Source organism: Methylobacterium sp. CM6257 (assembly GCF_054611515.1).
Genome location: NZ_CM137735.1, coordinates 378,562 through 401,186 on the forward strand (window position 1 = coordinate 378,562; position 22,625 = coordinate 401,186).

The following is a 22,625-nucleotide window of genomic DNA, read 5'->3' on the forward strand; positions in this document are numbered from 1 at the left end:
TTTCATTCCAGGGTCGACCACCCCGAACCAGAGAGCAATAGTCGAGCGGTTAAGGACTTTAATTGTCTATGGCTTTTCTCATGGTTTCTACTCATACCATCTGAAGCCGCCTGAACAGCTCGACCTTGGTCACGTCGAGCAGGAGGGCGAGCGCCAAGGCGGACCCGAACAAACCGCCGATCCATGAGAGCGGCAGGGGCGCCATGAGGATACCGCGCCAAGCCATGAACGGAATCACCAGGATGTCGGCGGCCGAGGACGCGACCACAATCCCGCTCGGTCGCGATGCCCACATGCGGCGCCGCTCGCGCGCAACGTAGAATACGGCTTGGCCATTGAACACCAGCATCATCAGTGTCAGCGCCTGCAGTTCCGGTAAGCTCGCGCCGAGCCAGTATTTACCGGCAGCCAGCGCGGCCGCAGAATAGACAAGGTCAACCAGGCCCAGCACGATGGCGGCCATCGTCAGGTTTCCGATCCGCCAGCTATTGGGCTCGGGCGAGGGCTCGACATTGTCCGTGGTCGCCGACATCGCCAAGAAGTCGCCGACCACCAGGGATAGAACCATGAGCATCGGCGTCAGGACGGCGTGGCCGGTCATCACGAGGCCGATTGCCAGGAACAGCACCTGACGAACCTTCTGGACGAGTGAGCGCAGTGTATAGGTCAGGATGCGCTGGAAGGTGACGCGCCCCTCCCGAACGGCCGTCACGATGCCGCTGAGCCCCGGATTGATCAGCACGATGCCCGCCGCAGACTTGGCCGCGTCCGTCGCGCTCGAGACGGCGATGCCGATCTGGGCCTGCCGCAAGGCCGGCGCATCGTTGGCGCCGTCACCACACATGCCGACCGTATGGCCCTCGCTTTGCAGGGCCTGGACCAAGTGGAATTTGTCTTCCGGGAGCACGCCCGCAAAGACGGCGAAGTCGTCCGGCCGCACGTCCTTGCGGATGGCGCCTCCGGCGTAGATCGGACCCGTCAATCCGACCGCTTCGGCGACCACCCCGGTCGTGGCGGGCGCGTCGCCGCTGACGATCACCACCCGGACACCGAGACGCTTGAGCTCGGTAATCGCCGGGTGGGCATCGTCCCTTGGTGGATCGCTCAGGGCGAGAAGCCCGGCCATCTGCAGAGGCCCGTCGGAGCCGGCTGCGACGCCGAGCACGCGGTAGCCATCCCGTTCCAACGACTGCGCAATCTGAGCGGCGTCGGGGATCGGTGCGCACAAGTCCGCCACCGTGGCGAACGCGCCTTTCACGATGCGCAAGCGGGAACCGGAGGGCTCCGATGCGACGGCTTCGGACATCTTCACGGCCGGATCGAACGGCGTGAAGGCGACAAGCGTCAGGCTGCCCGGCTCGACTGCCGAAGCGGCGGTCCGCACTGCGCTGTCGACGGGATCCTGTCCCCCGTCCGAGCTGGCAAGCGCCGCGAGCGCGAGCACGCGTGCCTCACTGAAGCCCGGCATGGGGCGTACGGCCGTGACTGCGAGGGCGTTGCGGGTCAGCGTGCCGGTCTTGTCGGAGCAGAGGATGTCCATGCTGGCCGCCTCATCGACGGCGGACAGACGGGTGGGCAGCACCCCCGAGCGCGCCAATGCCCGCGCGCCGAGCGCGGTGGCGAGCGTGAATGTGGCCGGCAGTGCCACGGGTACGGTGCCTAGGACGGCGATCAGCAGGAGCGGCAGCAGCTCGGGCATCGGCATCCCGATCGCCAGCGCGTAGACCAGCAGCCCGAGCGTGACCACGCCGTTCACCAGGGCGAGATTGCGCACCACCCGGAGCACGGCTTTCTGCTGGGCACTTTCGACATGCGCCGTGCGGACGAGCTCTGCCGCCTTGCCGAACTTGGTGCGGGCGCCGGTCGCCGTGACGAGTCCAGCGGCCTCGCCGCGGCGGACGAGCGCGCCGGCATAGGTCTCGTAGCCGGGACCCGCCTCGATCGGCAGGGACTCGCCGGTGAGCGTGGATTGATCCAGCAGCACGTGCCCCCCGGTGATGCGGACGTCGGCGCCGACCACCGTGCCGAGCGAGAGCTTGACGACATCGCCCGGCACCAGTTCTGCGGCCGGCACCGTCATCCAGCGCCCGTCGCGATGAACGCTGGTCACAAGCGCGAGGCGTGCCTTGAGTGCGGCAACGGTGGCCTGAGCCCGACTTTCGTGCAGGAAGCCGAGTCCGGCATTGAAGATGAGCAGGATCGCGACAACCGACGCCTCGACGTACTCGCCGAGGACGAGCTGCAGCACGATTGCCGCTTCCAGCAGGCATGGCACCGGCGCAACGAACTTGCTGACGATGAGACGCAGCGGATGAACCGTTTCGTTCGGCGTGGCATTCGGCCCATAGGTCGCGAGGCGGCGGCCCGCTTCCGCGGCGGTGAGGCCTTCGGCTCCGCCGTCCCCGGATGCAGCAGCGCCTCTAGGGAGGGTGCTCCATCGCGGCGATTTCGGGAGGTGGCCGCCACTCACGTCCGTTCGCGCGACGCCGTGCATGCGAAGCTCCAACGCTCAACCGGGTGACCTCTGCTGCAGACCGACCTGGCTGGGGGGAAATCGTCAATCGGACCTATGCTGCCCGCAGGCCACAGAGGGTTTGATGCAGATCAGCTGCCCGCGCGGTTTGTTTGATCGTCGCCCATCCGGCAGCAAACATGTCCTGCCTTACTCGTGAAATATTCGGCGTTCAGGCCCAGTGACGCTCGCCCTGCTTGAGCAGCGTCACCGGCACATGGACGCGGTGGAGCACCTCGGCTGCGGTCGATCCGAGCACAGCCGCTCCAAGGCGGCTGCGCCCATGCGTGCCCATGATGACCAGATCCACCTTCGCCTTGCGGCTTACCTGGGCGATGGTCGCTGCTATGGGACCGAACGCGGCTCGGCTCTCGGCGTGCACCCCCGCTGCTAGGCAGCGCTCACGTGCTGGGTGCAGCACCTCTGCGGAGGCCGCGGCCGCGCTGAGGGACTGCTCGTCATCGGTGAGTGGCAAAATGTCGGAGAGCTGAAGGGTATCGCGGTTTTGGACGTTGAGCAGGAGAATCGAGACGTTCGACATCGCTCCGGCACACCAGATTGCATAGTCGACCGCTTGGTTGGCAGCCGCCGAACCGTCTACAGGAACCAGCACCTTGACTTGGTCGTTGTGCTGCCGTCTTTGCGTCTGCATGGATTGAGTTCTCCGCAAGCCGAATGGCTCAACGACCGGCCAGCCACTCTGCGATCGGCGGCCAGTCGTCGCGCAGCACGTCATGTCCCATGAACAGCCCGATGTGGCCGCCCTTGGTGAGGGACTTGCGCACTTCCGCCGAACCCACGCGATGCTCAGCGGCAAACACTTGAGCCGCGGGCGTGATGTCGTCGCCCTCACCCGCCAACAGGTAGAGCGGGCACTCAATAACCTTCAGATTCAGCGTCTTGCCTAGTCCGACAAAGCTCCCGTTCGCCAGCCGGTTCTCTTTGAAGAGCTGGCGCACGACCTGCAGATACCAGGCGCCGGGAAGGTTCAGCGTGTACTCGTACCAGCGCTCAAACGCGTTGAAGCGTTCAACGTAGCTCGGATCTTCGATGTGCTCGTAGAGGTCGACAAATTTCTCCACGTACTGTGCAGCCGGATGCATGTTCTTGAATCCTTCGAGCATGTAGCTGCCCATCAGGAGACCACCGGAGGATCGAACAAGGGCCTCATAGAAGCGCATCGGCAGCGTGTGGACCATCGTGCGGATCGCCCCATCGCCGGCGTCTGTGTCGATGGGCGAGCCTGCGAGCACGAGACGATGGACCTTGTGCGGAAAGCGCGCCGCGTACATCGCCGCGCACCAGCCGCCTTGGCAGAGGCCAACCAGCGAGACCTCGCCGCCGAGCTCGTCGACACAGACGTTGATCTCGGACAGGTAGTTATCGATGTCGTAGTCGCGCATAGCCGGCGTGGCGCTGCGCCAGTCGGCGCACACCACACGTGGACAGCCGTGGTTCAGCAGCGTCGCCACCAAGCTCTGGTCCGCGTGGAAGTCGGCGATGACCGAGGTGTGGCCGGCATAGGGAGGCAGGATGAGGACCGGGCGGCCCTCACCACGCGAGAAATCGCGCAGCTTCATGGTGTGGAGGTCGATGAGGATGTGGTTCGGGGTCGTCCAGTCTGGCGGCGGCCGCGTGAACTGGGTCTTTTCGACCTCCGCAAGATAGTCGAAGTTGCGCTGCCCGAGCTTCAGTGCAGCCGTTTCGAATTCGAGCGCAAGGCCGAAGGGCCAGAACAGCGGCACGCCAACTTCGGGGTAGTGATGGGCCTCGGAGACGGTTTTGGCCATGGCGATCATCACGAAGAGAGTAGGGACGGCGAGCGATCAATGCTCGGCGCAGGTGGAAATGGCTGCGTCCGTCATCGCGACGCCGACTTGACCGTGCGGATGTCTTCCCGCGACATTAGCACGGCCACTGCATAAGAAGCACAAGAGACGATACGAGTGCGCTCGGCGTCGGCGCGGCTGGTCAGGATGATTGGGACCCGCGCGCCCAGGACTACGCCGGCCGCGTCGGCATGGGCGATGAAGGTGAGTTCCTTGGCCATGATGTTGCCCGAGATCAGATCGGGCGCGACCAGATTGTCAGCTCGTCCCGCAACCGACGAGTTGATGCCTTTCTCGCGGGCAGCATCGACACTGATCGCACTGTCGAATGCGAGCGGACCATCCAGCAGTCCACCGATGATCTGGCCGCGGTCGGCCATTTCGCAGAGTGCGGCTGCGTCGACGGTCGACTGAAGCTTCGGGTCGGCCGTCTCGACTGCCGAGAGGATCGCTCCCTTCGGCCTCTCGATCTGCATTCCGTGAGCGAGATCGATGGCGTTCTGGACGATGTCCCGCTCGGCCTCCAAGTTGGGGGCAATGTTGATCGCGGCGTCGGTGATCAACAGCGGTCAGCCGAAACCCGGCACGTCCCTGAGAAAGACTTGGCTGATCCGACGCTCTGTTCGTAATCCTGTTTCGCTGGCCACGACTTCGTGCATCAGCTCGTCGATGTGCAGAGCACCTTTCATCAACAGGCTTGCCCGGCCGCGGTGCACAAGTTCGACTGCGCATGCCTCGGCCGCGTGGCTGTGGGGTGTCGCCTCGATGCAATAGCACGAGATATCAAGACCCCGCCCAAGCGCAAGTTCGGCGACTTCCGCGACGGAACACCGTCTCAGGCGGCCTGACGCGACATGGTATCCAGAGCTTGCCGAAGCAGGCCATACTTCGCCTGGGTGACACGCAACTCGCGGAACCAGTCGACCAGGCCGCCCCAGGGATCGTTGAGTTGCTTCAGGCCAGCCACGAACGCCACGACGGTCCCGATCTCCGCCTCGCCCAGGACCACCAGGTAGCCGCCCAGCCCCAGCGTGCCCGCCACGCCGGCATGGTGGATCAGGTTCATCAGGAAGTTCATCGAGAACTTCAGCTTGAAGATGCCCATGTTGAGGTCGAACACCCGGTCGATGCGCGCGTCCTGGTGCCTTGAAGACTTGTAGCGATGCTGGCCGATGACGCCGCCGCTGATACGGCGCAACGTGCCCGTCCTCGTGACCACACGCCGATTGATCGCCTGCTGCATCAGCGGCACGAAGACCGCCTGGGGCGAGAAGACCGCCAGCGCCAGCACCGCCATCGGCGGGTTGAGATACAGCATGTACCCGAACGTGCCCGCCACGATGCCGCCCTGCAGGACGGGTTCCGACACGCTCATCCCGACGAAGGCCCCGACGGGTTCGACCTCCGCCAGAACGAGCGAGACCTCCACGCCCTCGACCTCGGCGCGGTCTCCGGGAGCGAGCTTGCCGAGGTCGTCCAGCAGCGTCTTGCGGAGCCGGCGCACGGCGCTCTCGCTGACGTAGCTGCGGTACACGTTGAGCCCGAGCTTCAGGGCGCCCATCGCGACGGCGGCCGCGATGTACAGCGCCGCGAGCGAGGCGATGGTCCGGGCGCTCCCGCCGGGTAGCGCTTCGTTGACGATGCGGCGCTGCAGCTCAAGGGGCGCGAGGTCCGCCACGAAGAGGACCGTCGCCATAAGCACCAGGGTAGGCTGATGGGACCCACTCGCACCCTTGATGAACGCGAGGAGCGTCTGCGGCGTGACGAGCCTATCGCGTCGCTGCCCGAGGCCGATTGATCCTGAGGCCTGGATCGCGAGTGCGGGTGGCATGGCACCTCCATGCCGAATCTCATGTCCTCAGCCGGCAAAGGGCGGCATTGCGTTCGATCAACCGTCCCGGACCCAGCTCCCTTTCGCAGCCGGAGATGTATTCGCCTGCTGGCGCTGGGAACTGATCCCGTTGAGCTGGATCAAGGTCCGGGCGGTGCGCGCGAGCAAGGGTGCCTTCCGCTGAGCCGGCAAGCCGGAGCGCGGGAGGTGTTCGTGCGGATCTCCAACATCATGGTGTCAGTCGATCTCGGGGCCGCGACGGCAGACCGGGTCCAACTGGCGGCCGGCCTCGCAGAGCGGTTCGGGTCCAAGCTGACCGGCGTCGCCGCACGCCCAGTCCTGGGCCCCATGCTGGTCGGCGACATGCGGGAGGTCGAGCGCGTCTGGGCCATCGAGGAGCGCCTGACGGACGAGCGACTCGCCGAGGCCAAAGCCCTCTTCGAGCGCGAGGCCGGGCAGGCGCCCAGAACGGATTGGCGCTCCGCACCCACCGATCCGTTGACTTTCCTCGGTGCGCAGGCGCGCACCGCCGACCTCGTGGTTGTCGGCCGGCAGGGTCCTGCGGACGGTGACCCTGGTCCGATGGCGGCACCCACCGGCGCCGTCCTGATGGAGGTGGGACGTCCCGTGCTCGTGGTCCCGCCAGGCATCGAGCACCTCGCGGCCAAGCGGGTTGTGGTGGCTTGGAAGGACGCGCCTGAGGCACGCCGCGCCCTCCATGACGCCTTACCGTTCCTGGGACATCCCGAGCATGTTTGCGTGGTGGCCGTGGGACCGGACGCGCAAGACGTGGGCGCCGAGGGCGCGGCCGAGTACCTGTCAGGGCACGGGATAAAAGCCACGACCCACCTGCTGCGCAAGCCAGAGATCGACACCGCGGACGAGATCCTCCAGTTCGCCGGACGCGAGGTTGCAGACCTCATCGTGATGGGCGCCTACGGCCACAGCCGCCTGCGCGAGTGGGTCTTCGGCGGTGTCACGCGTGACGTACTGCAAACGACCCCCGTTTGCTGCCTGATGAGCCACTGATGCGCCCGGCGGCCGTCCTCCTCGCCGGCATCCTGGCACCCTTGCCGTTCCTTCCCGCCGCACCCGCGACGGCCTGGGACCGGCAGGTGCGGCAAGGCGAGACCCTCGCCCGAACCAACTGAGCCCGGTGCCACGCGGTCGGGCGTGTCGGGGAGAGCCCGTTGCGCGCGGCACCACCCTTCCGCGAACTTCATACGCGCTACCCCGTCGAGGATCTCGGCGAGGCGCTCGCCGAGGGCATCCGCACGGGCCACCCCAGCATGCCCGAATTCCGGTTCGATCCGGACCAGGCGCAGGCCCTCATCGCCTACCTGAAATCCCTGGAGCGCTGAGCGAGGAGAACCCCGATGTACCTGCGCTGCCTGCTCGTCCCCACCGGCCCGGGGATCGACCCGACCCGCCGGCTGGACGCCGCCCTGCGTCTCGGCCGGCGCCTCCAGGCCCATATCGGCGTCTGCTTCATGGCGCCCGGGCCGGAACACGTGCTGGCCGGCATGGCGAGCATCGTGCCCGTCGATGGCCGGACCATCGCGGCGCTCGAGCAGGGCGTGCGCGCGGCGGCGGCCGACGGCAGGGCGGCGTTGCAGGCTTGGTGCGCGCGCACGGGCGTGCCGTTGACCGGCAAGGCCGAGCGCCTCGACGCCACCTTCGCGACCTGGACCGAACTCTCCGGCGAGGTTGAGCCCCTTCTGACGCTGGCGGGCCGCGTCCACGACCTCGTCATCGTCGACCGGCCCGATCCCGAGAGGCCCTTCACTGGACGCGCGCTCGACACCGCGCTGTTCTCGGTCGGCCGGCCGGTGCTGATGATCGGGGAGAGCGTCCCGCACGATCTGCTGGACCACGTTGTGATCGCCTGGAACGGCAGCCTGGAGGCGACGCGCCTGATCGGGCAGTCCATCGCCCTCCTGCACGAGGCGACCCGCGTCACGGTGGTGCATGCCAGGACCGAGCGCTTCGACGAGGCGCGGGCCGCGGACCTGTGCGGCTACCTGCGCTGGCACGGGATCATGGCCGAGGCCGTCACCTTGCACATGGAGGAGCCACTCCCGGTCGGCATGGCGATCCTGGCCGAGGCCGAGCGGCGGGGCGCCTCGCTGCTCGCGCTGGGCGCCTACACCCACAGCCGCGTGCGCGAGTTCCTGCTCGGCGGGGTCACCCGGTACGTGATCGAGAACGCCAGCGTCCCGGTGCTCATGGCCCACTGAAGGGTGGTGAGCCCCCTGCAGTGAACCCGCCCCCGCCTATCTGCGTCTGTGACTTCCGGTAGGTCCGGCCAAAAGTGTGGTCAAGCGAGGGGAAGCAAGTCTCTGAAGAGACGGTGCACATCGAGTGAGGGCCGTTTCGTCGAGTGGGGGCTGTTTTATCGCGCTCTCCTCAGGCGGCCAGCTCGGCGAGTTCGATGACCTTGCAGGTGTCGGCCCGCAGCCGCCAGTTGATGATCCCGGCAGCCTCGCAGAAGAGCGCCTTGGCCGAATCGGCGGCTGCGTCCTCGGAGCAGGCGGGGACGACGAACTGCTGCTGCAGCACGCGGTGGTCGTGACCGCGATCATCCGGAACAACTTTGTGAAAGGTGACGAGGAACGTGCGCATGGTGCGACCGACGATTTCAAGGATCAGCCCATATGGGAGCCCGCTGCGGACGACGCCTTGATCCTGCGCAAGGACCTGGGCGAGGACCGCCGCGTCGGTCAGGTGCCCGGCGCCGAGGGAACAGGCGCTTCCGGCCCGGCTCGCCGCCCAGGCCGGCCTTGGCGGCATGATGCGCGCCTTCCCGTGCAGCGGCCGGTATCGTTCCATGGCGAGGTAGGTGAACGAGGCCGACCAGCCGATCAGCAGCAGACCGTTGAGCGCCTCGACGCCGGCGAGCAGGCGGGGCGGAATCGGCAGCCGGAGCAGGTGCTCCGAGGTCAGCCGGAGCGTCTCGTAGAGCACCAGGATCGTGGAGACGACGAGGATGACGCTGGTCGTCATGGCGAGGAACATGGTGCTGTCCCGGGTGAGTGTTGCGGGCCGCGCCTGCCCAGCGGAGCGGATGCCTCATTGACTTGGCCCAAGGTCTCCCGGCGCCGCGTGGTGATCCAGATCAAAGCGATCCCCCTTCCGATGGCCCCACCTTCTCAATGCGCCCCGCGACGGGTGCCTGGACACGGGAGGCGACCATGGCGGATGTGCGTGTTGCCGAGGATCTCTGGTCCACGGGCATGCTGCCCGAGGGCATCCTGGAGCGGTGGTTCGTGGCGGACGGAGCACGGGTGCGGGCCGGAGAGGCCGTAGCCGCCGTGCGCATCGGCGAGGCCTTGCATGACATCGCCTCGCCCGCCGAGGGCCGCCTGACGGTCCTCGCACCCATCAAAGAGGTGGTCGACCCCGGCTGCATCATCGCAGAGGTCCATGCCTGACGTCTCGCCGCGGTGACCAGCTCGACACCGGTCGTGGTGCGGCCCCAAGCTGGGCTCAACGGAGGCAGATTATGTCCCGCGCAGGCACGACCATCCCCTCGCCACCGCGGTGGCGGGCGGACGAGATCCTGTTCGGCTTCCTGCAGCACGCGGCCGGCATCACGGTGGTGCTAACGGCGTCGGCGCTTGTCCTCACCGATCATACCCGTGCGGCAGCGTCGGCGCTTCTGCCGGGGCTGCTGATCGTCGCGCTCTACGGCACTAACCAGATCCGCTTCGAGGCCGTGCTCGAATGAGCGGTCCTGCTCGTCAGCGCCTGGACGCTCGTCGCACCGTGGGTACTCGGGTTCGTCGCGAATGACGGCGCGACTTGGGCGCAGTCGCGCTCGGAAGCGTGGCCGTGGCGTCCGCGGCGACTTGGCTCAAGATCGTGAGGCAGTCATGACTTTCCCGTCTTCCGCCGTCCGCGCGGTGGCCCTTGCCGGCCTGCTGGCGGCAAGCGCAGGCGTTCCCGCCAGTTCTGCGGAGGACTACCGCGTGGGGGGGCGGACTGTGGCCGAGCAGCTCTGCAGCCAATGCCACGTCATTGGTCGCGAGCCGCAGGCGGGCGAGTTCGTCGGGCCCGCCTTCCTCCGGGTCGCCAACATGCCCTCGACGACCGCCCTGTCCCTCAACGTCTTCCTACAGAGCCATCACCAACAAATGCCGAGCCTGCGGCTGGACCGGGACGAGATGGACGCGGTCATCGACTACATCCTCAGCCTCAAGGGTGATGGCGTCGCACTTCCCTGAGGCGGTACAAATCTCGGAACGGCCACGATGAACGAGATGACGGTTCTGCCCACCGACACGCTTCCCGCTCTCCAGGCCGCCCTGGACGGCCTCGGGACCGGGCAGGCCCTGCGCCTGACGGGCGCGGATTGCGACCGCCTCTTCGGTGTCAACGATGCCCTCGTCGGGCGGGTCGCGAACTTCGCGCGCGGTCACGGCTGCAGCGTGGTCTGGGACGATGCCGGTCTGACCTTCCGCCGGCAACCGCGGGCCACCGGTGCGACGACTGCCACCGCCGGCGAGCTCAGTGCCTAGGCTTCCTTCGACCAGGCTGGATCAACCCTGGCCATGCTGCCCAATCCTGTGCTCCTGGCCGGCCTCGGCTGCATCTACGCTCGCTTCTCCCTCCTCCCAGAGTCTGGGGCACGGCCGGGTGCGATTCGGAGGATGCCGACGGTGGGCTTCCCCGGCCCGGTCGCCGCGATCCAGGTCTCTCCCGACCGGGCAGCGCGGCCTGACCGAGCCCGCCTTCCTCGCCCTAGAGCCGGTCCCGGGCGGATTGCGACGGGTTAGCGGCTGGCGCGTTGACGGGTGAAGGAGCATGCCGATGCCTTCACCTCTGTCGGTCGACTTACGCGAGCGTGTCGTGGCTGCCGTGGCGGCAGGGGCCTCGTGCCACCGAGCCGCAGCTCGCTTTGGGGTCAGCGTGTCGAGCGCCAGCCGCTGGTCGCAGCGCTCGCACCAAGAGGGCCATGTCGCGCCCAAGCCGATGGGCGGCGATCACACCTCGCAGCGCATCGAGGCGCATGCCGCACTGATCCTGGCGACCTCCGAGCAGGAGCCGCGTCTCTTCCTGCGCGAGTTGCGCGACCGACTGGCTGAGCAGGGCGTCCAGACCAGCACAAGCGGCCTGTCGCGCTTCTTCCAGCGACACGCGATCACCTGGAAAAGGGGGCGACGTTCGCAGCTGAGCAGGAGCGTGAAGACGTAAGAGCGGCCCGCGAGGCGTGGTTTGAGGCACAGCCCGAGCTCGATCCGGACCGGCTGGTGTTCCTGGACGAGACAGCGGCGGCCACCAACATGGCGCGGCGCTCCGGCTGGGCCCCACGCGGCGAGCGCTGCCGGCTCGCAGCCCCACTGGGCCATTACAAAACCACGACCATCACCGCCGCCCTGCGCACGAGCGGGCTGTGTGCCACCGCGCTGCTGGACGGCCCCACGAACGGCACGCGCTTTTGCAGCTATGTCACCGACACCTTGGTCCCGGTGCTGCAGCCGGGCGACATCGTCGTCATGGACAATCTGCCAGCCCACAAGGTCGCCGGCGTGCAGGATGCGATCGAGGCCGCAGGAGCGCGGCTGCTCTACCTTCCGTCCTACAGCCCTGATTTCAACCCGATTGAACAGGCCTTCGCAAAGCTGAAGGCGCTGTTGCGCAGCGCGGCAGCCCGCACGATCCCGGATCTGTGGGCGGCGATCCGGCAGGCCTTCACCCGTTTCACGCCGCAAGAGTGCCGCAACTACCTCGCCGCAGCCGGCTACGAGAACGACTTGGCCGTCGCTACCTGACCGGGAACAGCTCTAGCAGGGCGCACCGACGGCGGGGTCACGCGCCTGACCACCGTGCCCTGGCGGTTCGACCTCACCGAGATCGGCATCGCTTTGGGTACTCAGCGCGCCAGGGGGGCGGAACGCTCTTGGCCGTTCACGCCTGGAGTGTTGCAATGAGGATCTTCCTGGGCACTCTCTACAGGCGGGTCTGGAATGAAAGCAGCTCAAAGAGAACAGCGTGCTCTTCCGCATCAGGTCAAAGTGAGATCCCGCTCGTCCGAGTTGATGTTCGCCGCATGTGAAACTTGCCTCTGTCGCGCCACCAAGACCGCGCGCTGGGCTGTCCGGACGGACGAGTGGGAATTTCGTGAGCTAGACGCAAGCGCATGATTGGGATTTACTTTCGAGGTTCTGCTGCCGCTCGGATACCTCATGAGAGGAAATGGATTCAACAAGATTATGTCTGCTCAGCCACCAGTCCCTTCCCTGCGTGTGGGCGACCGGTGCTCTGTCGGGGGCACGGGGCATCGCGCTCTCGCTCCATACATCCCGTACCTGTACGCAGTCGGCCTGGTGCTGATCGGGGGGGCCTTCGGATTCTGCTGGACCGTTACCTCGGCGATCGCGTCGTCTTTCTTTTCCTCGTGCCGGCTGTTCTGGTGGCTGCTGCCGGCGGGGGCCTCCTCCCCGGCCTCTTTGCGACGGCGGCTGGCGTCATCATGGGGTCGGCCATCCTGTTCCGGCAGGGGGTCATCTTTGGCAACGAGGTCGATGCCGTTCTCTTCGCAGGTTTGGGAGGCTACATCGCAATCGGCGCTGAGCGCCTTCGCCAAGCTCAGCGCCGCGCTCTGGAGGTGACCGAGGCGCTGCTGCAGCAGCAGGCCCATCTCAAGTCCGTTCTTGAGACTGTCCCAGATGCCATGATCGTCATCGACGAACATGGTCTCGTACAGTCCTTCAGCGCCGCAGCTGAACGGACGTTCGGTTGGTCGGCGGCCGAAGTCGAAGCACGGAATGTAAAGATGTTAATGCCCGCCCCGGACCGGGACGCACACGATGGCTATCTCGAACGCTATGCGCGGACAGGCGAGCGACGCATCATAGGCAAGGGACGCGTGGTGGCCGGTCAGCGAAAAGATGGGACAATCTTTCCGATGGAACTCGCGATCGGCGAGATGACCTCCGGCGGGCGTAAGTACTATACTGGATTCGTGCGCGACCTGACTGAGCGGCAGCAGACCGAGCGCCGTCTTCAGCAGATGCAGGCTGAACTGCTCCACATGTCGCGCCTGTCCGCCATGGGCGAGATGGCAGCGACCCTGGCCCACGAATTGAACCAACCCCTCGCGGCCATCACCAACTACCTGAAGGCGGGCCGCCGCCTGATCGTTGCCCAGCATCCGGATAGCCCGGCGGTCGAGGCCATGACCAAGGCGGCCGATCAGGCTCTGCGAGCCGGGCAGATCATCCGTCGCCTGCGCGAGTTCGTCTCTCGCGGGGATAGCGAACGTCGGGTTGAAAGCTTGCCCGAGCTTCTGCAGGAGGCCAGCGCACTCGCTCTCGTCGGGGCCGAAGAGCGCGGGGTGCGGGTGCGGATCGAACGAGATGCAGCGGTGACGCGCGTGCTCGTCGACAAGGTTCAGATCCAGCAGGTTCTGCTTAATCTCATGCGCAACGCGTTGGAGGCGATGGAGACGTCGACCGAGCGGGAGCTGACAGTGGATGTGGCCGCCCTCTCGCCCGACGTCGCCCGGGTTTCTGTCGCAGATACCGGCTCCGGCATCGGTCCGGAGGTTGCCGATCAGCTGTTCCAGCCCTTCGTGACCACGAAGGGCGCCCGCGGCATGGGCGTCGGCCTCTCCGTCTGCCGGACGATCGTCGAGGCGCACGGCGGCCGCATCTGGGCGGAGCCGAACCGAGCTGGCGGTACTGTCTTCCACCTCACCTTGCCCCGTGCGGGCACAAGCAGCGGGGTTCCCGCCTGATGCCGGATGCACGCTTGGTTCACGTGATCGACGACGACGACGCCGTCCGCGATTCCCTCCGGATGCTGCTGGACACTTGCGGCTTCACCGTGCGGACCTACGAGACTGCAACAACCTTTCTCGAGCAGCAGCCGCTCGCGCACAAGGGCTGCGTCGTGGCGGATATCCGGATGCCTGGCATGTCGGGTCTGGAGCTTGCCGTGAGGCTGAAGGAACTCGGCTCACCACTACCGATCATCGTCATCACGGGTCATGGCGATGTGCCGCTCGCGGTTGAGGCTATGAGGGCGGGCGTAAGCGACTTTCTTGAGAAGCCGTTCGAGGATGAGGATTTGCTTCGGGCCGTTGAGACTGCATTGGCGCCTCGAGAGGAACAGGCCGATCGCGCTGTACTGCGTGCAGCCGTTACTGAGCGGAGGCGCAGTCTCTCAGAGCGGGAGCAGCAGGTTCTGGACGGCCTCGTCGCGGGCAAAGCCAATAAGGTCATTGCTGAGGAGCTGGGCATCAGTCACCGGACGGTCGAGATCTACCGAGCTCACGTCATGAGCAAAATGCAGGCGGGAAGCCTATCTGAATTGGTCCGCATGATCATGATGTCGCAGCAGGAGTGCTGAGCCTCTGCTTGGTCGAGCAAGCGCCACGCTTAAGCGCCGCCCTCATCGTCCCAGCTGGCTGAAGCGGCTGAACGGAGTTGGCGAGCTTGCCGCCCCTAAAGGGCTGCCGCCGCGATGGCACCGATCCGCTCGCCGGGAGAACCTTGCGCAGTATCGCAAGGTCTTCGGCTTCGTCGTCGAGCAGCGAGGCATCGGGGAAGATCATGGTCGGCGTTCTCTGCAGCTCAGCGCGCGTAGGGTGAAGCGAGGACCACCCGGACACCATGGTGAACGTCATGGCTGCTGATGCCCGGTCCGGCATCAGGGGCTAGTCGCCTTGCGGCTGTCTCCGCCCGCACGCCGGTCTTCGCATCTACTTGCCGGGTGGCGCTTCCTGTCCGCGCATCGGGCACGGGGCCGGAGTAGACAAATCGGGCGCTGGCCTCGGTGGCCAGGATAGCTGACACACAAAGCGCAGCTCTCATCGCGCTGGTCAGCAGGCCAGATCGCTTGCGAGGAACCATGAAAACTCCTTGCCCGAATAACGGTCGAGCCTCCGGGCACGAGGCACAAGAAGCGCACCAGCTGGGCAGGTGAATGGTCTCCGAATTCGGAGGGGAAGGATATTCCGGCCGCTCGCTTAAGGGTTTCTACATACCTCCTCGCACGCCATCCGGTTGTGGCACGCTCGGGTGGTTTCACGTCCATCCGCGGCGGCGCGATCTCCTCCATGCGCCTGAACAGGGCCCTCCGGCCTTGCGCCGGATCGAGATCGACACCCTGACGGGGATGGGGATGTCGAACCTCGTGGCGCTCGCGATCCTGGGCACTGGGGCGGCCGCGCTCCATGCACACGGCACCCTGAACATCCAGACCTCCGCAGAGGCAGCTGCGGCCCTGCGGCCGGTGGCGGGGCGGTTTGCCGAGGCGGTCTTCGCCCTGGGCGTGATCGGTGTCGGGTTGCTCGCCGTGCCAGTGCTCGCCGGTTCATCCGCCTATGCCGTCGGCGAGGCGCGGCGTTGGCCGGTCGGCTTCTCGCGCCGGGTGCAGGAGGAAGGCCTTCTACGGCGTGGTGGGGCTGGCGACCCTTGTCGGTATGCTGATCAGTCTCATGCCGAACGTCGATCCGGTTCAGGCGCTCTTCTGGAGCGCGGTTCTGAACGGCGTCGTGGCGGTGCCGGTGATGGCCGTGATGATGCGTCTCGCCGCTCGGACCGATGTGATGGGCTCCTTCGCGGTGACGGGCTGGCTGAAGGGGCTGGGCTGGCTCGCCACCCTGGTCATGGCGCTCGCCGCCGTCGGGATGATCATCACCCTGGTCGGCTGAGGCTTGTCCTTCCGTAAGGACTCAGAGAACTTGGCCGTATTCCATCAATCTGCAGGAGGCCTGTATGCGCGTTTCCACCTCCGCCCTGGCTGGAGCGGGACTCTTCACGATCCTGACCCTGTGCACGGGGACCGCCGAGGCGGCCGAGGATCCCCATGTCCAGCGAGGGCGTATCTTCGTGCAGACCCATTGTGCCCGCTGCCACGCGGTCGGCCGCACGGGCGAGAGCCCGCTGGCAGAAGCGCCCCGCTTCCGTGATCTGCACACGCGCTATCCCGTCACCGACCTCGCCGAGGCGCTGGCCGAGGGTATTCGGACGGGCCATCCGAGCATGCCAGAGTTCCAGCTTGACCCAGGCCAAGTGGAGGATGTGATCCGCTATCTTTCCAGCTTGGAGCGATGAGCATTGCAATGACACGGCAGCCATCCCGGTAGGGCAAAGGGCGTCGTCTGTAACTTGATGGTGCGCCGCGAAGACTATCACAGACGTCCCGCAGCGGGATCGCTCCTGCCACTGTTGGTTCTTGCTGTTCAGCAGGCGGGCGGCGGGCAGTGGCCGCAGCGGTTATCCGGCTGCGCGCCGCCGTGAGCATCTTGGCCGCCAGCCGGAGGGCCGCCGAGTTTGAGAAAGTTACGTGGAAGCAGACGGGGCTTTGCTGCTGCGATATGGCAGCTATGCGCCACGTTGACGTTTGGGTTGTCATCTGGGCACAACTCCGGATTGTTACGGGCGGCTGCCGATGCGCTGGGTGAACCTGATTGCTTCACCCATTCTCTTCTGGGAGCAGGTTGTTCGATCTATGTCGCTTCGCGCGAACCTGAACGAACCGAGTGGCCGCGATGCCGCCTACGGTTGATCCGACCGGCACGCCTCCTGTCACGGCACCGGCCCTGTCCGCCGAAGAGCTGCGCGAGACGCTCGAGGCGGCCGGGATCTGCACGTGGTCGCTGGAGCCGGCCACAGGCACAGTCACCCTGTCCCAGACGTGTGTTCGCCTGCTCGGTGTGCCACCCGAGCAGCTGACCAGCCTTGCCGCCCTGCAGGAGATCATTCACCCCGACGATCGGGAGAAACGCACGCAGGCGATCCAGCACGCGCTTGAGAAGGGTGGGACCTACGAGGTCGACCTGCGCATCCTGCGCCCCGACGGACAGACGGGCTGGATCCGCTCGCGCGGGCAGGTAGAGCTCGACGCGGCCGGTCATCCGGTCCGGCATCGGGGCGTGATGTTCAGCATCGACGTCCAGAAGCGGGCGCAAGCGGAGCAGAAGCGGACCGAGGCGGAGCTGCGGGCCCGCGAGGCACATCTGCAATCCATCCTCGACACCGTCCCGGAGGCGATGATCGTCATCGACGAGGCAGGGGTCATTCAGTCCTTCAGCGCGGCCGCCGTGCGCCTGTTCGGCTACACGGCGGATGAGGCGGTCGGCCGCAACGTCAAGCTGCTCATGCCCGAGCCGATGCGGAGCGAGCATGACGGCTACCTTGAGCGCTACCGGCGGACCCGAGAACGCCGCATCATCGGCATCGGACGGGTGGTCACCGGCCAGCGGCGGGACGGCTCGACCTTCCCGATGGACCTAGCCATTGGCGAGATGCGCTCGGGCGAGCAGGTCTTCTTCACCGGCTTCATCAATGATCTGACTGAGCAGCACCAGACCCAGGCACAGCTGCAGGAACTCCAGTCCGAGCTCGCCCAGGTTTCACGTCTGAGTGCCATGGGCGAGATGGCCTCCACCCTCGCGCACGAGCTGAACCAGCCACTTGTGGCAATCAGCAGCTACGCCAAGGGCTGCCGCCGCTTGTTGGACCGGGAAGGTGTGACCGTTCCACCGGGAACGAAGGAGGCGCTCGACCAAGTGGCCGAGCAGGCGCTCAGGGCCGGCCAGATCATCCGGCGGCTCCGTGAGTTCATCTCGCGGGGCGAGGCGGAGAAGCGGATCGAGCCTGTCTCCAGACTAATCGAGGAGGCCAGCGCCTTGGCGCTGGTGGGAGCGCGCGAGCAGGGCGTGTCGGCTCACGTCAGGCTCGACCCGCGGGTCCAGTCCGTCTTGGCCGACCGCGTGCAGATCCAGCAGATCCTGGTCAACCTGATGCGCAACGCGCGCGAGGCCATGCAGGAGAGCCAACAGCGCGAGCTCATCGTCGAGGCAAAGCCCGTCACCCAGGAGATGATCCAGATCATGGTCTCGGACACTGGACCGGGCATTTCGGAGGCCGTAGCCGACAAGCTGTTCCAGCCCTTCGTGACCACGAAGCCGACCGGGATGGGCGTGGGATTGTCAATCTGCCGGACCATCGCGGAGGCGCATGGCGGGCAACTCACGGTCGAGCGCAACCGACTCGGGGGGGCGACATTCCGCCTGACGCTCCCGGCCGTGCATGAGCGGGAGTTGGGCGATGGTTGACCTCGTGCATGTCGTCGATGACGACGCGGCGGTCCGAGGCGCCGTCGGATTCCTGCTGGCCAGCACGGGGTTCGAGGTCAGGCTCTACGACAGCCCAAAGGCGCTGCTGGCCGCCCTACCGAATCTGGGAGGTGGCTGCATACTGTCGGATATACGCATGTTCGGCATGGACGGCCTGGAGCTCCTGCGTCATCTGCGGACGGTGGGAAACCCGCTCCCGGTGGTCCTGATGACGGGATACGGCGATGTGCCGCTGGCGGTCGAGGCGATGAAGCTCGGGGCCTGCGACTTCATCGAGAAGATCCCATGAGGAGGTGGCGATCAGGCGGCGCTTCAGCAGGATGGACGGCCTGACGCTCTTCATGGAGGTGAACGTGAGCCTTTCTCCTGATGTTGGCGGTGCGCCCGAGCCTATCCGGGTCGATCTCGCGGCGATCTTCGTCTCGCTCGAACTCAGCCGCGCAACGTGGTTGGTGACGTCGCTCTCTCCTGGAGCCGGCCAGAAGATGTCCCGGCACGTGGTGCGCGGTGGTGATGCCGCGGGCCTGCTCAGCCGACTGGCTGACCTACGGGCGCGAGCTCGGGCGCGCACCGGCAAGCTGTTCCCCGTCGTGGTGATCCAGGAGGCCGGGCTCGACGGCTTCTGGCTGCACCGCGTGCTCGAGGGCAAGGGCATCGAGAGCCACGTTGTTGACGCCGCCTCCGTCGCCACCTCAAGGCGCAGGCGACGGGCCAAGACCGACCGGATCGATGGCGAAGCCCTGGTCCGTACGCTGCTGGCCTACAAGCGCGGAGAGCCGCGCGTGTGCGCGATGGTCCGGGCGCCCACGCCTGAGGAGGAGGATCGCCGCCGGCTGTGCCGCGAACTTCGAACGCTCATCAGCGAGCGTGTCCGGCACGTCAACCGGCTCCGAGGCGTGCTGTTTGCGCAGGGTATCACCGACTACGATCCCCGTCGGTCGGACAGGCGCGAACGGCTTGAGGCGTTGCGGACCGGCGATGGCCGGCCGCTCCCGCGGTACCTCAAGGCGATGATCGAACGCGAACTCGGTCTTATCGAGCTGCTGATCGAGCAGATCGATGACGTGCGCGCCGCGCGCGACGCACTCGTGGCGGCCGAGCGTGCGGCCACACCACAGCGTGCGGCAGCGGCCATGCTTCTCGACTTGAAAGGTGTCGGTCCCGGCTTTGCCGGTGTGCTCTGGTCTGAAGGGTTGTTCCGGCGCTTTGAGAATCGTCGCCAGCTTGCCGCCTACGCGGGCTTGGCGCCAACGCCTTGGCAGAGTGGCTCGATTGATCACGAGCAAGGCGTGTCGAAGGCCGGCAATCCACGCCTGCGCGCGACACTTGTCGAACTGGCCTGGCTCTGGCTCCGCCATCAGCCAGGTTCGGCCCTGTCGCGCTGGTACCACGACCGGGTCAAGCGCACCGGCGGGCGCATGAAAAAGATCGCCATCGTGGCTCTCGCCCGCAAGCTTCTCGTCGCGCTCTGGAAGTATGTGACGGCAGGTGTGGTCATCGAGGGCGCTGCGATGAAGAGCGTCTGACCGAGAGCGACTGCAATCCCTCTCAATCCACCGAGGCACGAGAAGCCTTGGCGGATCCAGGTGGACGAACCGACGAACGGTATGGCCTCAGCCGCCGCAGTTAAGAATGGTCTCGTCCTCCTGAGCTCGGCCCGCCGGATGCGGGATCATGGTGCAGCCGAGATCGATCGGCGACCGCATGTGAGCTTGAGCGCGTCCGCTGCGGCCGCTTCACCCATCGGGCTCGGACCTGCGATCTGGAACACGCCAGGAGATCACTCATGACCGGATGAGATCCCTTGCACATCGACTCCTCATGTGAGCCGTTCGGCGATGAGGCGCTCCTTCAGACGCTTCGTTCGGCTCTCGAACAAGGGCAGCCGTCTCCATCCGCAGATCCTGCCATTCGGGAGTTCGTCCGCCGGGTGGGTACCTTGAGCGAGCGCGAGCGGCAGGTTCTGGACCATCTGGTCGCGGGCGGCACCAGCAAGGAGATCGGCCGCGCGCTCGAGATCAGCCCGCGCACCGTCGAGATCTACCGGGCCAAGCTCATGGCGAAGACCCAGGCGAGCAGCCTGTCCGAACTGGTGCGCTGGTCGGTGTTGGCCGGCCTTGGACCCGCTTGAGTGAGATCAAGGCTGCTGGCCGGCCTTCGGCCTAGATTGGCGATCGAAGATGACGCTCGCGCGGTGACGGAGCCCGCGTGCGCAGCGAGCCCGTTCAAGGACGACGACCGTGCCGATCTACATCGCCGATGATGATCCAGCTGTGCTGGACGCGCTTCGTTTCCTGCTGGAGGGCGAAGGCTACACGGTCTCGGCGTTCCGAAGCGGAGCAGAACTGCTCTCAGCCTTCCCGGGCCCTGAGCCAAGCTGCGTGGTGCTCGACTATGTGATGCCGGGCCTGAACGGAGTGGAGGTGTTCCGCCGGTTGCGCGAGCTCGACGTCGAGGCTCCTGTCGTGCTGACCACGGGGCATCCCGATCCGCTGATCCGCAAGCGCGCGAAAGCAGCAGGCTTGCCGCTGGTCGAGAAGCCGCTGTCGCCGGATCTGCTCTGTGCCATCGAGACCGCCCGCACAGGGCCGGCCGCGGATCGTGCTGGCCCGCAACACTGATCGCGGCAGCTCCGCGGCTCGATCAGGCACAGACGTCCTGGAAGAGGTAGAAGCCAAGCCGGCCTGTCGCATCGCGGGCAGCACCACGCTGGAAGCCGACCGGCAGATCCGCCTTGCTCCGAGCCGTGTAGCCGTAGGACCAGTTCTCCGGGTTGAGAAAGGTCGGAATCGGCATGTCTTCACGCACGGCACAACACAGGCCGGGTTTGTGCTTGCGCAGGAACACATTGTAGGGGTCGAATAACTGGGTCTGTGCCAACGTGGCTGCCTCCTCGAGCTTGGCTATTCAAGCAGCCAGGAGCGTGATTCTCGTTGATCCAGCGCAAATTGCTAGAGTTGGGTCAGCACACCCTCTGCGCGGCGCACCCGGAGCGCTCCGGCGAGCGCATCGAACACCTACCTCCTGCGCGACCAAACCGGAGCAGAACCCGGCAAGCGGGACGGCCACCTGCCAGTAGGGCAGCCTGCCGCGCCACCCGGTGCCGGTCCGACGCGCTCGCCCGTGACAGTGTCAGACAGGCAATGGGGCGACCTCGATTAGGGCGGGTGTGGCTGCGATGACAAACCGCCGCCGGATCCAAGCGGCATGGACCGGTCGTTCCGCGGACGAAGTAAAGGCTGCCGGGCCAAGGGACAGGCCGCCGTCCAGGGCGTCATGCGTCGCGGATCCGCATGGTACGGCTCGGCACCACAATCGGTGCGTAGGACGGGAGGTGTCCTCGCGGGAGCGGGGGGGTTGGTGTCCTATGAGGGACACACTCTCACGGGCCAGCCGCGAACCGCTGATGCGGACGCGGGTAAACGATGCGTGGCTCCTCTCGGGTGGCGAGCGCCATGTCATCATTGGCACGGCTGACGGCAGCCTCGACCTGCGCCGCGACGACCGCATCCGAGTAGGCAAGCCGCGATGTCAAATCCGCCGTGGCCAAAATGGCTGCGGCGCCGAGGATGCTCCGCCAAGCCCGTCGCTGCCCTGCCGTCATACGTGCCTCGCTGCCACCAGCTGTCATTAGCGATCAACTCAGTCCTCGACCGCGCGACGCATCCGGCCGCGGCGGAGGCTGACCTGCCGACCACCGATGCTGCTGCGTAGCAGCGCGCCGTCCCCTTCGAGTTGCGTGATGGTGCGCGACACGGTCTCGATGGTCAGGCCGAGGTAGTCGGCGATATCGCGTCGGGTCATCGGCAGGGTGAAGGTGCCGGTGCCGCCGAGGCGCTCGTCCACCTCCATCAGGAAAGAGGCGACGCGCTCCGTGGCCGACCGGCGCCCGAGCAGCAGCATATGATCCTGGGCGTGGCGCAGATTGTTCGTTGCCATGCTCCAGAGCTGGCAAGCGACCTCGGCGCGATGGGTCGCGGCACGCTCGATCTGGCGGCGCTTGAAGATCAGCACCTTTGTTTCGGACAGAGCCTCGGCGGTGTGCCGGTGGGTTTCCTCCTGCTCGAAGCCGAACAGGTCACCCGGCAGGTGGAAGCCGGTGATCTGCCGGCGGCCGTCGCTCAGGACCTTGTAGGTGCGCACCGCGCCCTCGACGACCTTGTAGACGAACTCGGCGTCCTCGCCCTCGCCGTAGATCTCCTCCTCGCGGGTGTAGGCGAACGGCGTCCCGATGAGCTCCGGGCAGCCCGCGAAGTGAGCGCTTCCGCGGATGTCGCCGACCGGCGCATCGAAGCTCACGGCTGCCTGCGAGGGCTGGGGCAGGGAGATCGCGCTCGGCATCGGTTTGCTCCTCATCCGTGTTGG

21 protein-coding genes and 5 pseudogenes are annotated in these 22,625 nt (G+C 66.3%); 17 read left to right on the top strand and 9 right to left on the bottom strand.

Going from position 1 to position 22,625, the window contains the following annotated elements; translation table 11 throughout:
- Window positions 1-91: 91 nt before the first annotated feature.
- From ACYCO6_RS01845 to ACYCO6_RS01865, 5 genes and pseudogenes are all read right to left on the bottom strand, one after another.
- Window positions 92-2,494, bottom strand: a complete 2,403-nt coding sequence (locus ACYCO6_RS01845; RefSeq protein ID WP_459768777.1) for an HAD-IC family P-type ATPase — start codon at window positions 2,492-2,494, stop codon at window positions 92-94.
- Window positions 2,495-2,684: 190 nt separating this feature from the next.
- Window positions 2,685-3,164, bottom strand: coding sequence for a universal stress protein (locus ACYCO6_RS01850; RefSeq protein ID WP_459768779.1), 480 nt, complete (start codon window positions 3,162-3,164; stop codon window positions 2,685-2,687).
- A gap of 28 nt (window positions 3,165-3,192) precedes the next feature.
- Window positions 3,193-4,302, bottom strand: coding sequence for an alpha/beta fold hydrolase (locus ACYCO6_RS01855; protein WP_459768781.1), 1,110 nt, complete (start codon window positions 4,300-4,302; stop codon window positions 3,193-3,195).
- Window positions 4,303-4,373: 71 nt separating this feature from the next.
- A pseudogene (locus ACYCO6_RS01860) lies at window positions 4,374-5,102 on the bottom strand (bifunctional enoyl-CoA hydratase/phosphate acetyltransferase); the annotation flags it as partial.
- A gap of 74 nt (window positions 5,103-5,176) precedes the next feature.
- Window positions 5,177-6,172 (bottom strand): ABC transporter transmembrane domain-containing protein, encoded by a 996-nt coding sequence (locus tag ACYCO6_RS01865; RefSeq protein ID WP_459768783.1) that lies wholly within the window; start codon window positions 6,170-6,172, stop codon window positions 5,177-5,179.
- 213 nt (window positions 6,173-6,385) lie between these two features.
- Here ACYCO6_RS01865 and ACYCO6_RS01870 point away from each other — a divergent pair, with 213 nt between their 5' ends.
- The 3 genes and pseudogenes from ACYCO6_RS01870 to ACYCO6_RS01880 all read left to right on the top strand — a co-directional run bounded on the left by ACYCO6_RS01870 (window position 6,386) and on the right by ACYCO6_RS01880 (window position 8,409).
- Entirely contained in the window at window positions 6,386-7,201 is an 816-nt protein-coding gene (locus tag ACYCO6_RS01870) for a universal stress protein (RefSeq protein ID WP_459768785.1), read from the top strand.
- Window positions 7,201-7,533, top strand: a pseudogene (locus ACYCO6_RS01875) (c-type cytochrome). Before ACYCO6_RS01870 ends, ACYCO6_RS01875 begins: the two are co-directional and overlap by 1 nt.
- A gap of 15 nt (window positions 7,534-7,548) precedes the next feature.
- The gene (locus tag ACYCO6_RS01880; RefSeq protein WP_459768787.1) at window positions 7,549-8,409 is read left to right on the top strand and encodes a universal stress protein; all 861 of its coding nucleotides are present in this window, start codon (window positions 7,549-7,551) and stop codon (window positions 8,407-8,409) included.
- 169 nt (window positions 8,410-8,578) lie between these two features.
- Here the strand turns inward: ACYCO6_RS01880 and ACYCO6_RS01885 are convergent, their stop codons facing one another.
- Window positions 8,579-9,187: a hypothetical protein gene (locus ACYCO6_RS01885; RefSeq protein WP_459768789.1), complete on the bottom strand. Its 609-nt coding sequence runs from the start codon at window positions 9,185-9,187 to the stop codon at window positions 8,579-8,581.
- A 176-nt stretch (window positions 9,188-9,363) separates the two neighbouring features.
- On the opposite strand from ACYCO6_RS01885, the gene ACYCO6_RS01890 reads away from it, so the two are divergent.
- The 14 genes and pseudogenes from ACYCO6_RS01890 (at window position 9,364) to ACYCO6_RS01955 (ending at window position 20,881) form a co-directional block, all read left to right on the top strand.
- Entirely contained in the window at window positions 9,364-9,603 is a 240-nt protein-coding gene (locus ACYCO6_RS01890; protein WP_459768791.1) for a biotin/lipoyl-containing protein, read from the top strand.
- Between the two features lie 71 nt (window positions 9,604-9,674).
- A complete protein-coding gene (locus ACYCO6_RS01895) occupies window positions 9,675-9,899 on the top strand; it encodes a hypothetical protein (RefSeq protein ID WP_459768792.1) in 225 nt (74 codons plus the stop codon).
- Window positions 9,900-10,044: 145 nt separating this feature from the next.
- A complete protein-coding gene (locus ACYCO6_RS01900; RefSeq protein ID WP_459768793.1) occupies window positions 10,045-10,395 on the top strand; it encodes a c-type cytochrome in 351 nt (116 codons plus the stop codon).
- A 27-nt stretch (window positions 10,396-10,422) separates the two neighbouring features.
- A complete protein-coding gene (locus ACYCO6_RS01905) occupies window positions 10,423-10,689 on the top strand; it encodes a hypothetical protein (RefSeq protein ID WP_459768795.1) in 267 nt (88 codons plus the stop codon).
- A 292-nt stretch (window positions 10,690-10,981) separates the two neighbouring features.
- A protein-coding gene (locus ACYCO6_RS01910; RefSeq protein WP_459764350.1) for an IS630 family transposase occupies window positions 10,982-11,943 on the top strand; the annotation gives its coding sequence in 2 pieces (ribosomal slippage) (window positions 10,982-11,321 and window positions 11,321-11,943; 963 coding nt in all).
- A 641-nt stretch (window positions 11,944-12,584) separates the two neighbouring features.
- The gene (locus ACYCO6_RS01915) at window positions 12,585-13,910 is read left to right on the top strand and encodes a PAS domain-containing sensor histidine kinase (RefSeq protein ID WP_459768797.1); all 1,326 of its coding nucleotides are present in this window, start codon (window positions 12,585-12,587) and stop codon (window positions 13,908-13,910) included.
- Window positions 13,910-14,524, top strand: coding sequence for a response regulator FixJ (fixJ, locus tag ACYCO6_RS01920; protein ID WP_459768799.1), 615 nt, complete (start codon window positions 13,910-13,912; stop codon window positions 14,522-14,524). Before ACYCO6_RS01915 ends, fixJ begins: the two co-directional genes overlap by 1 nt.
- 678 nt (window positions 14,525-15,202) lie before the next feature.
- Window positions 15,203-15,830 (top strand): annotated as a pseudogene (locus ACYCO6_RS01925) (NRAMP family divalent metal transporter); the annotation flags it as partial.
- A 64-nt stretch (window positions 15,831-15,894) separates the two neighbouring features.
- Window positions 15,895-16,233 carry a c-type cytochrome gene (locus ACYCO6_RS01930; RefSeq protein ID WP_459768801.1) on the top strand — a complete coding sequence of 113 codons (339 nt, stop codon included), beginning with the start codon at window positions 15,895-15,897 and terminating at the stop codon, window positions 16,231-16,233.
- Window positions 16,234-16,670: 437 nt separating this feature from the next.
- The gene (locus tag ACYCO6_RS01935) at window positions 16,671-18,239 is read left to right on the top strand and encodes a PAS domain-containing sensor histidine kinase (RefSeq protein ID WP_459768803.1); all 1,569 of its coding nucleotides are present in this window, start codon (window positions 16,671-16,673) and stop codon (window positions 18,237-18,239) included.
- Window positions 18,232-18,540 (top strand): annotated as a pseudogene (locus ACYCO6_RS01940) (response regulator); the annotation flags it as partial. The gene ACYCO6_RS01935 and the pseudogene ACYCO6_RS01940, both read left to right, overlap by 8 nt.
- Window positions 18,541-18,601: 61 nt before the next feature.
- On the top strand, window positions 18,602-19,786 hold the full coding sequence (locus tag ACYCO6_RS01945; RefSeq protein ID WP_459773400.1) for an IS110 family RNA-guided transposase: 1,185 nt from the start codon (window positions 18,602-18,604) through the stop codon (window positions 19,784-19,786).
- A 299-nt stretch (window positions 19,787-20,085) separates the two neighbouring features.
- Window positions 20,086-20,391, top strand: a pseudogene (locus tag ACYCO6_RS01950) (LuxR C-terminal-related transcriptional regulator); the annotation flags it as partial.
- 109 nt (window positions 20,392-20,500) lie between these two features.
- Window positions 20,501-20,881 carry a response regulator transcription factor gene (locus tag ACYCO6_RS01955; protein ID WP_459768806.1) on the top strand — a complete coding sequence of 127 codons (381 nt, stop codon included), beginning with the start codon at window positions 20,501-20,503 and terminating at the stop codon, window positions 20,879-20,881.
- Window positions 20,882-20,903: 22 nt separating this feature from the next.
- Here the strand turns inward: ACYCO6_RS01955 and ACYCO6_RS01960 are convergent, their stop codons facing one another.
- From ACYCO6_RS01960 to ACYCO6_RS01970, 3 genes are all read right to left on the bottom strand, one after another.
- Window positions 20,904-21,140: a hypothetical protein gene (locus ACYCO6_RS01960; RefSeq protein WP_459768809.1), complete on the bottom strand. Its 237-nt coding sequence runs from the start codon at window positions 21,138-21,140 to the stop codon at window positions 20,904-20,906.
- Between the two features lie 502 nt (window positions 21,141-21,642).
- Window positions 21,643-21,864, bottom strand: coding sequence for a hypothetical protein (locus ACYCO6_RS01965; RefSeq protein WP_459768811.1), 222 nt, complete (start codon window positions 21,862-21,864; stop codon window positions 21,643-21,645).
- Window positions 21,865-21,902: 38 nt separating this feature from the next.
- On the bottom strand, window positions 21,903-22,601 hold the full coding sequence (locus tag ACYCO6_RS01970; RefSeq protein ID WP_459768813.1) for a cyclic nucleotide-binding domain-containing protein: 699 nt from the start codon (window positions 22,599-22,601) through the stop codon (window positions 21,903-21,905).
- Window positions 22,602-22,625 lie beyond the last annotated feature (24 nt).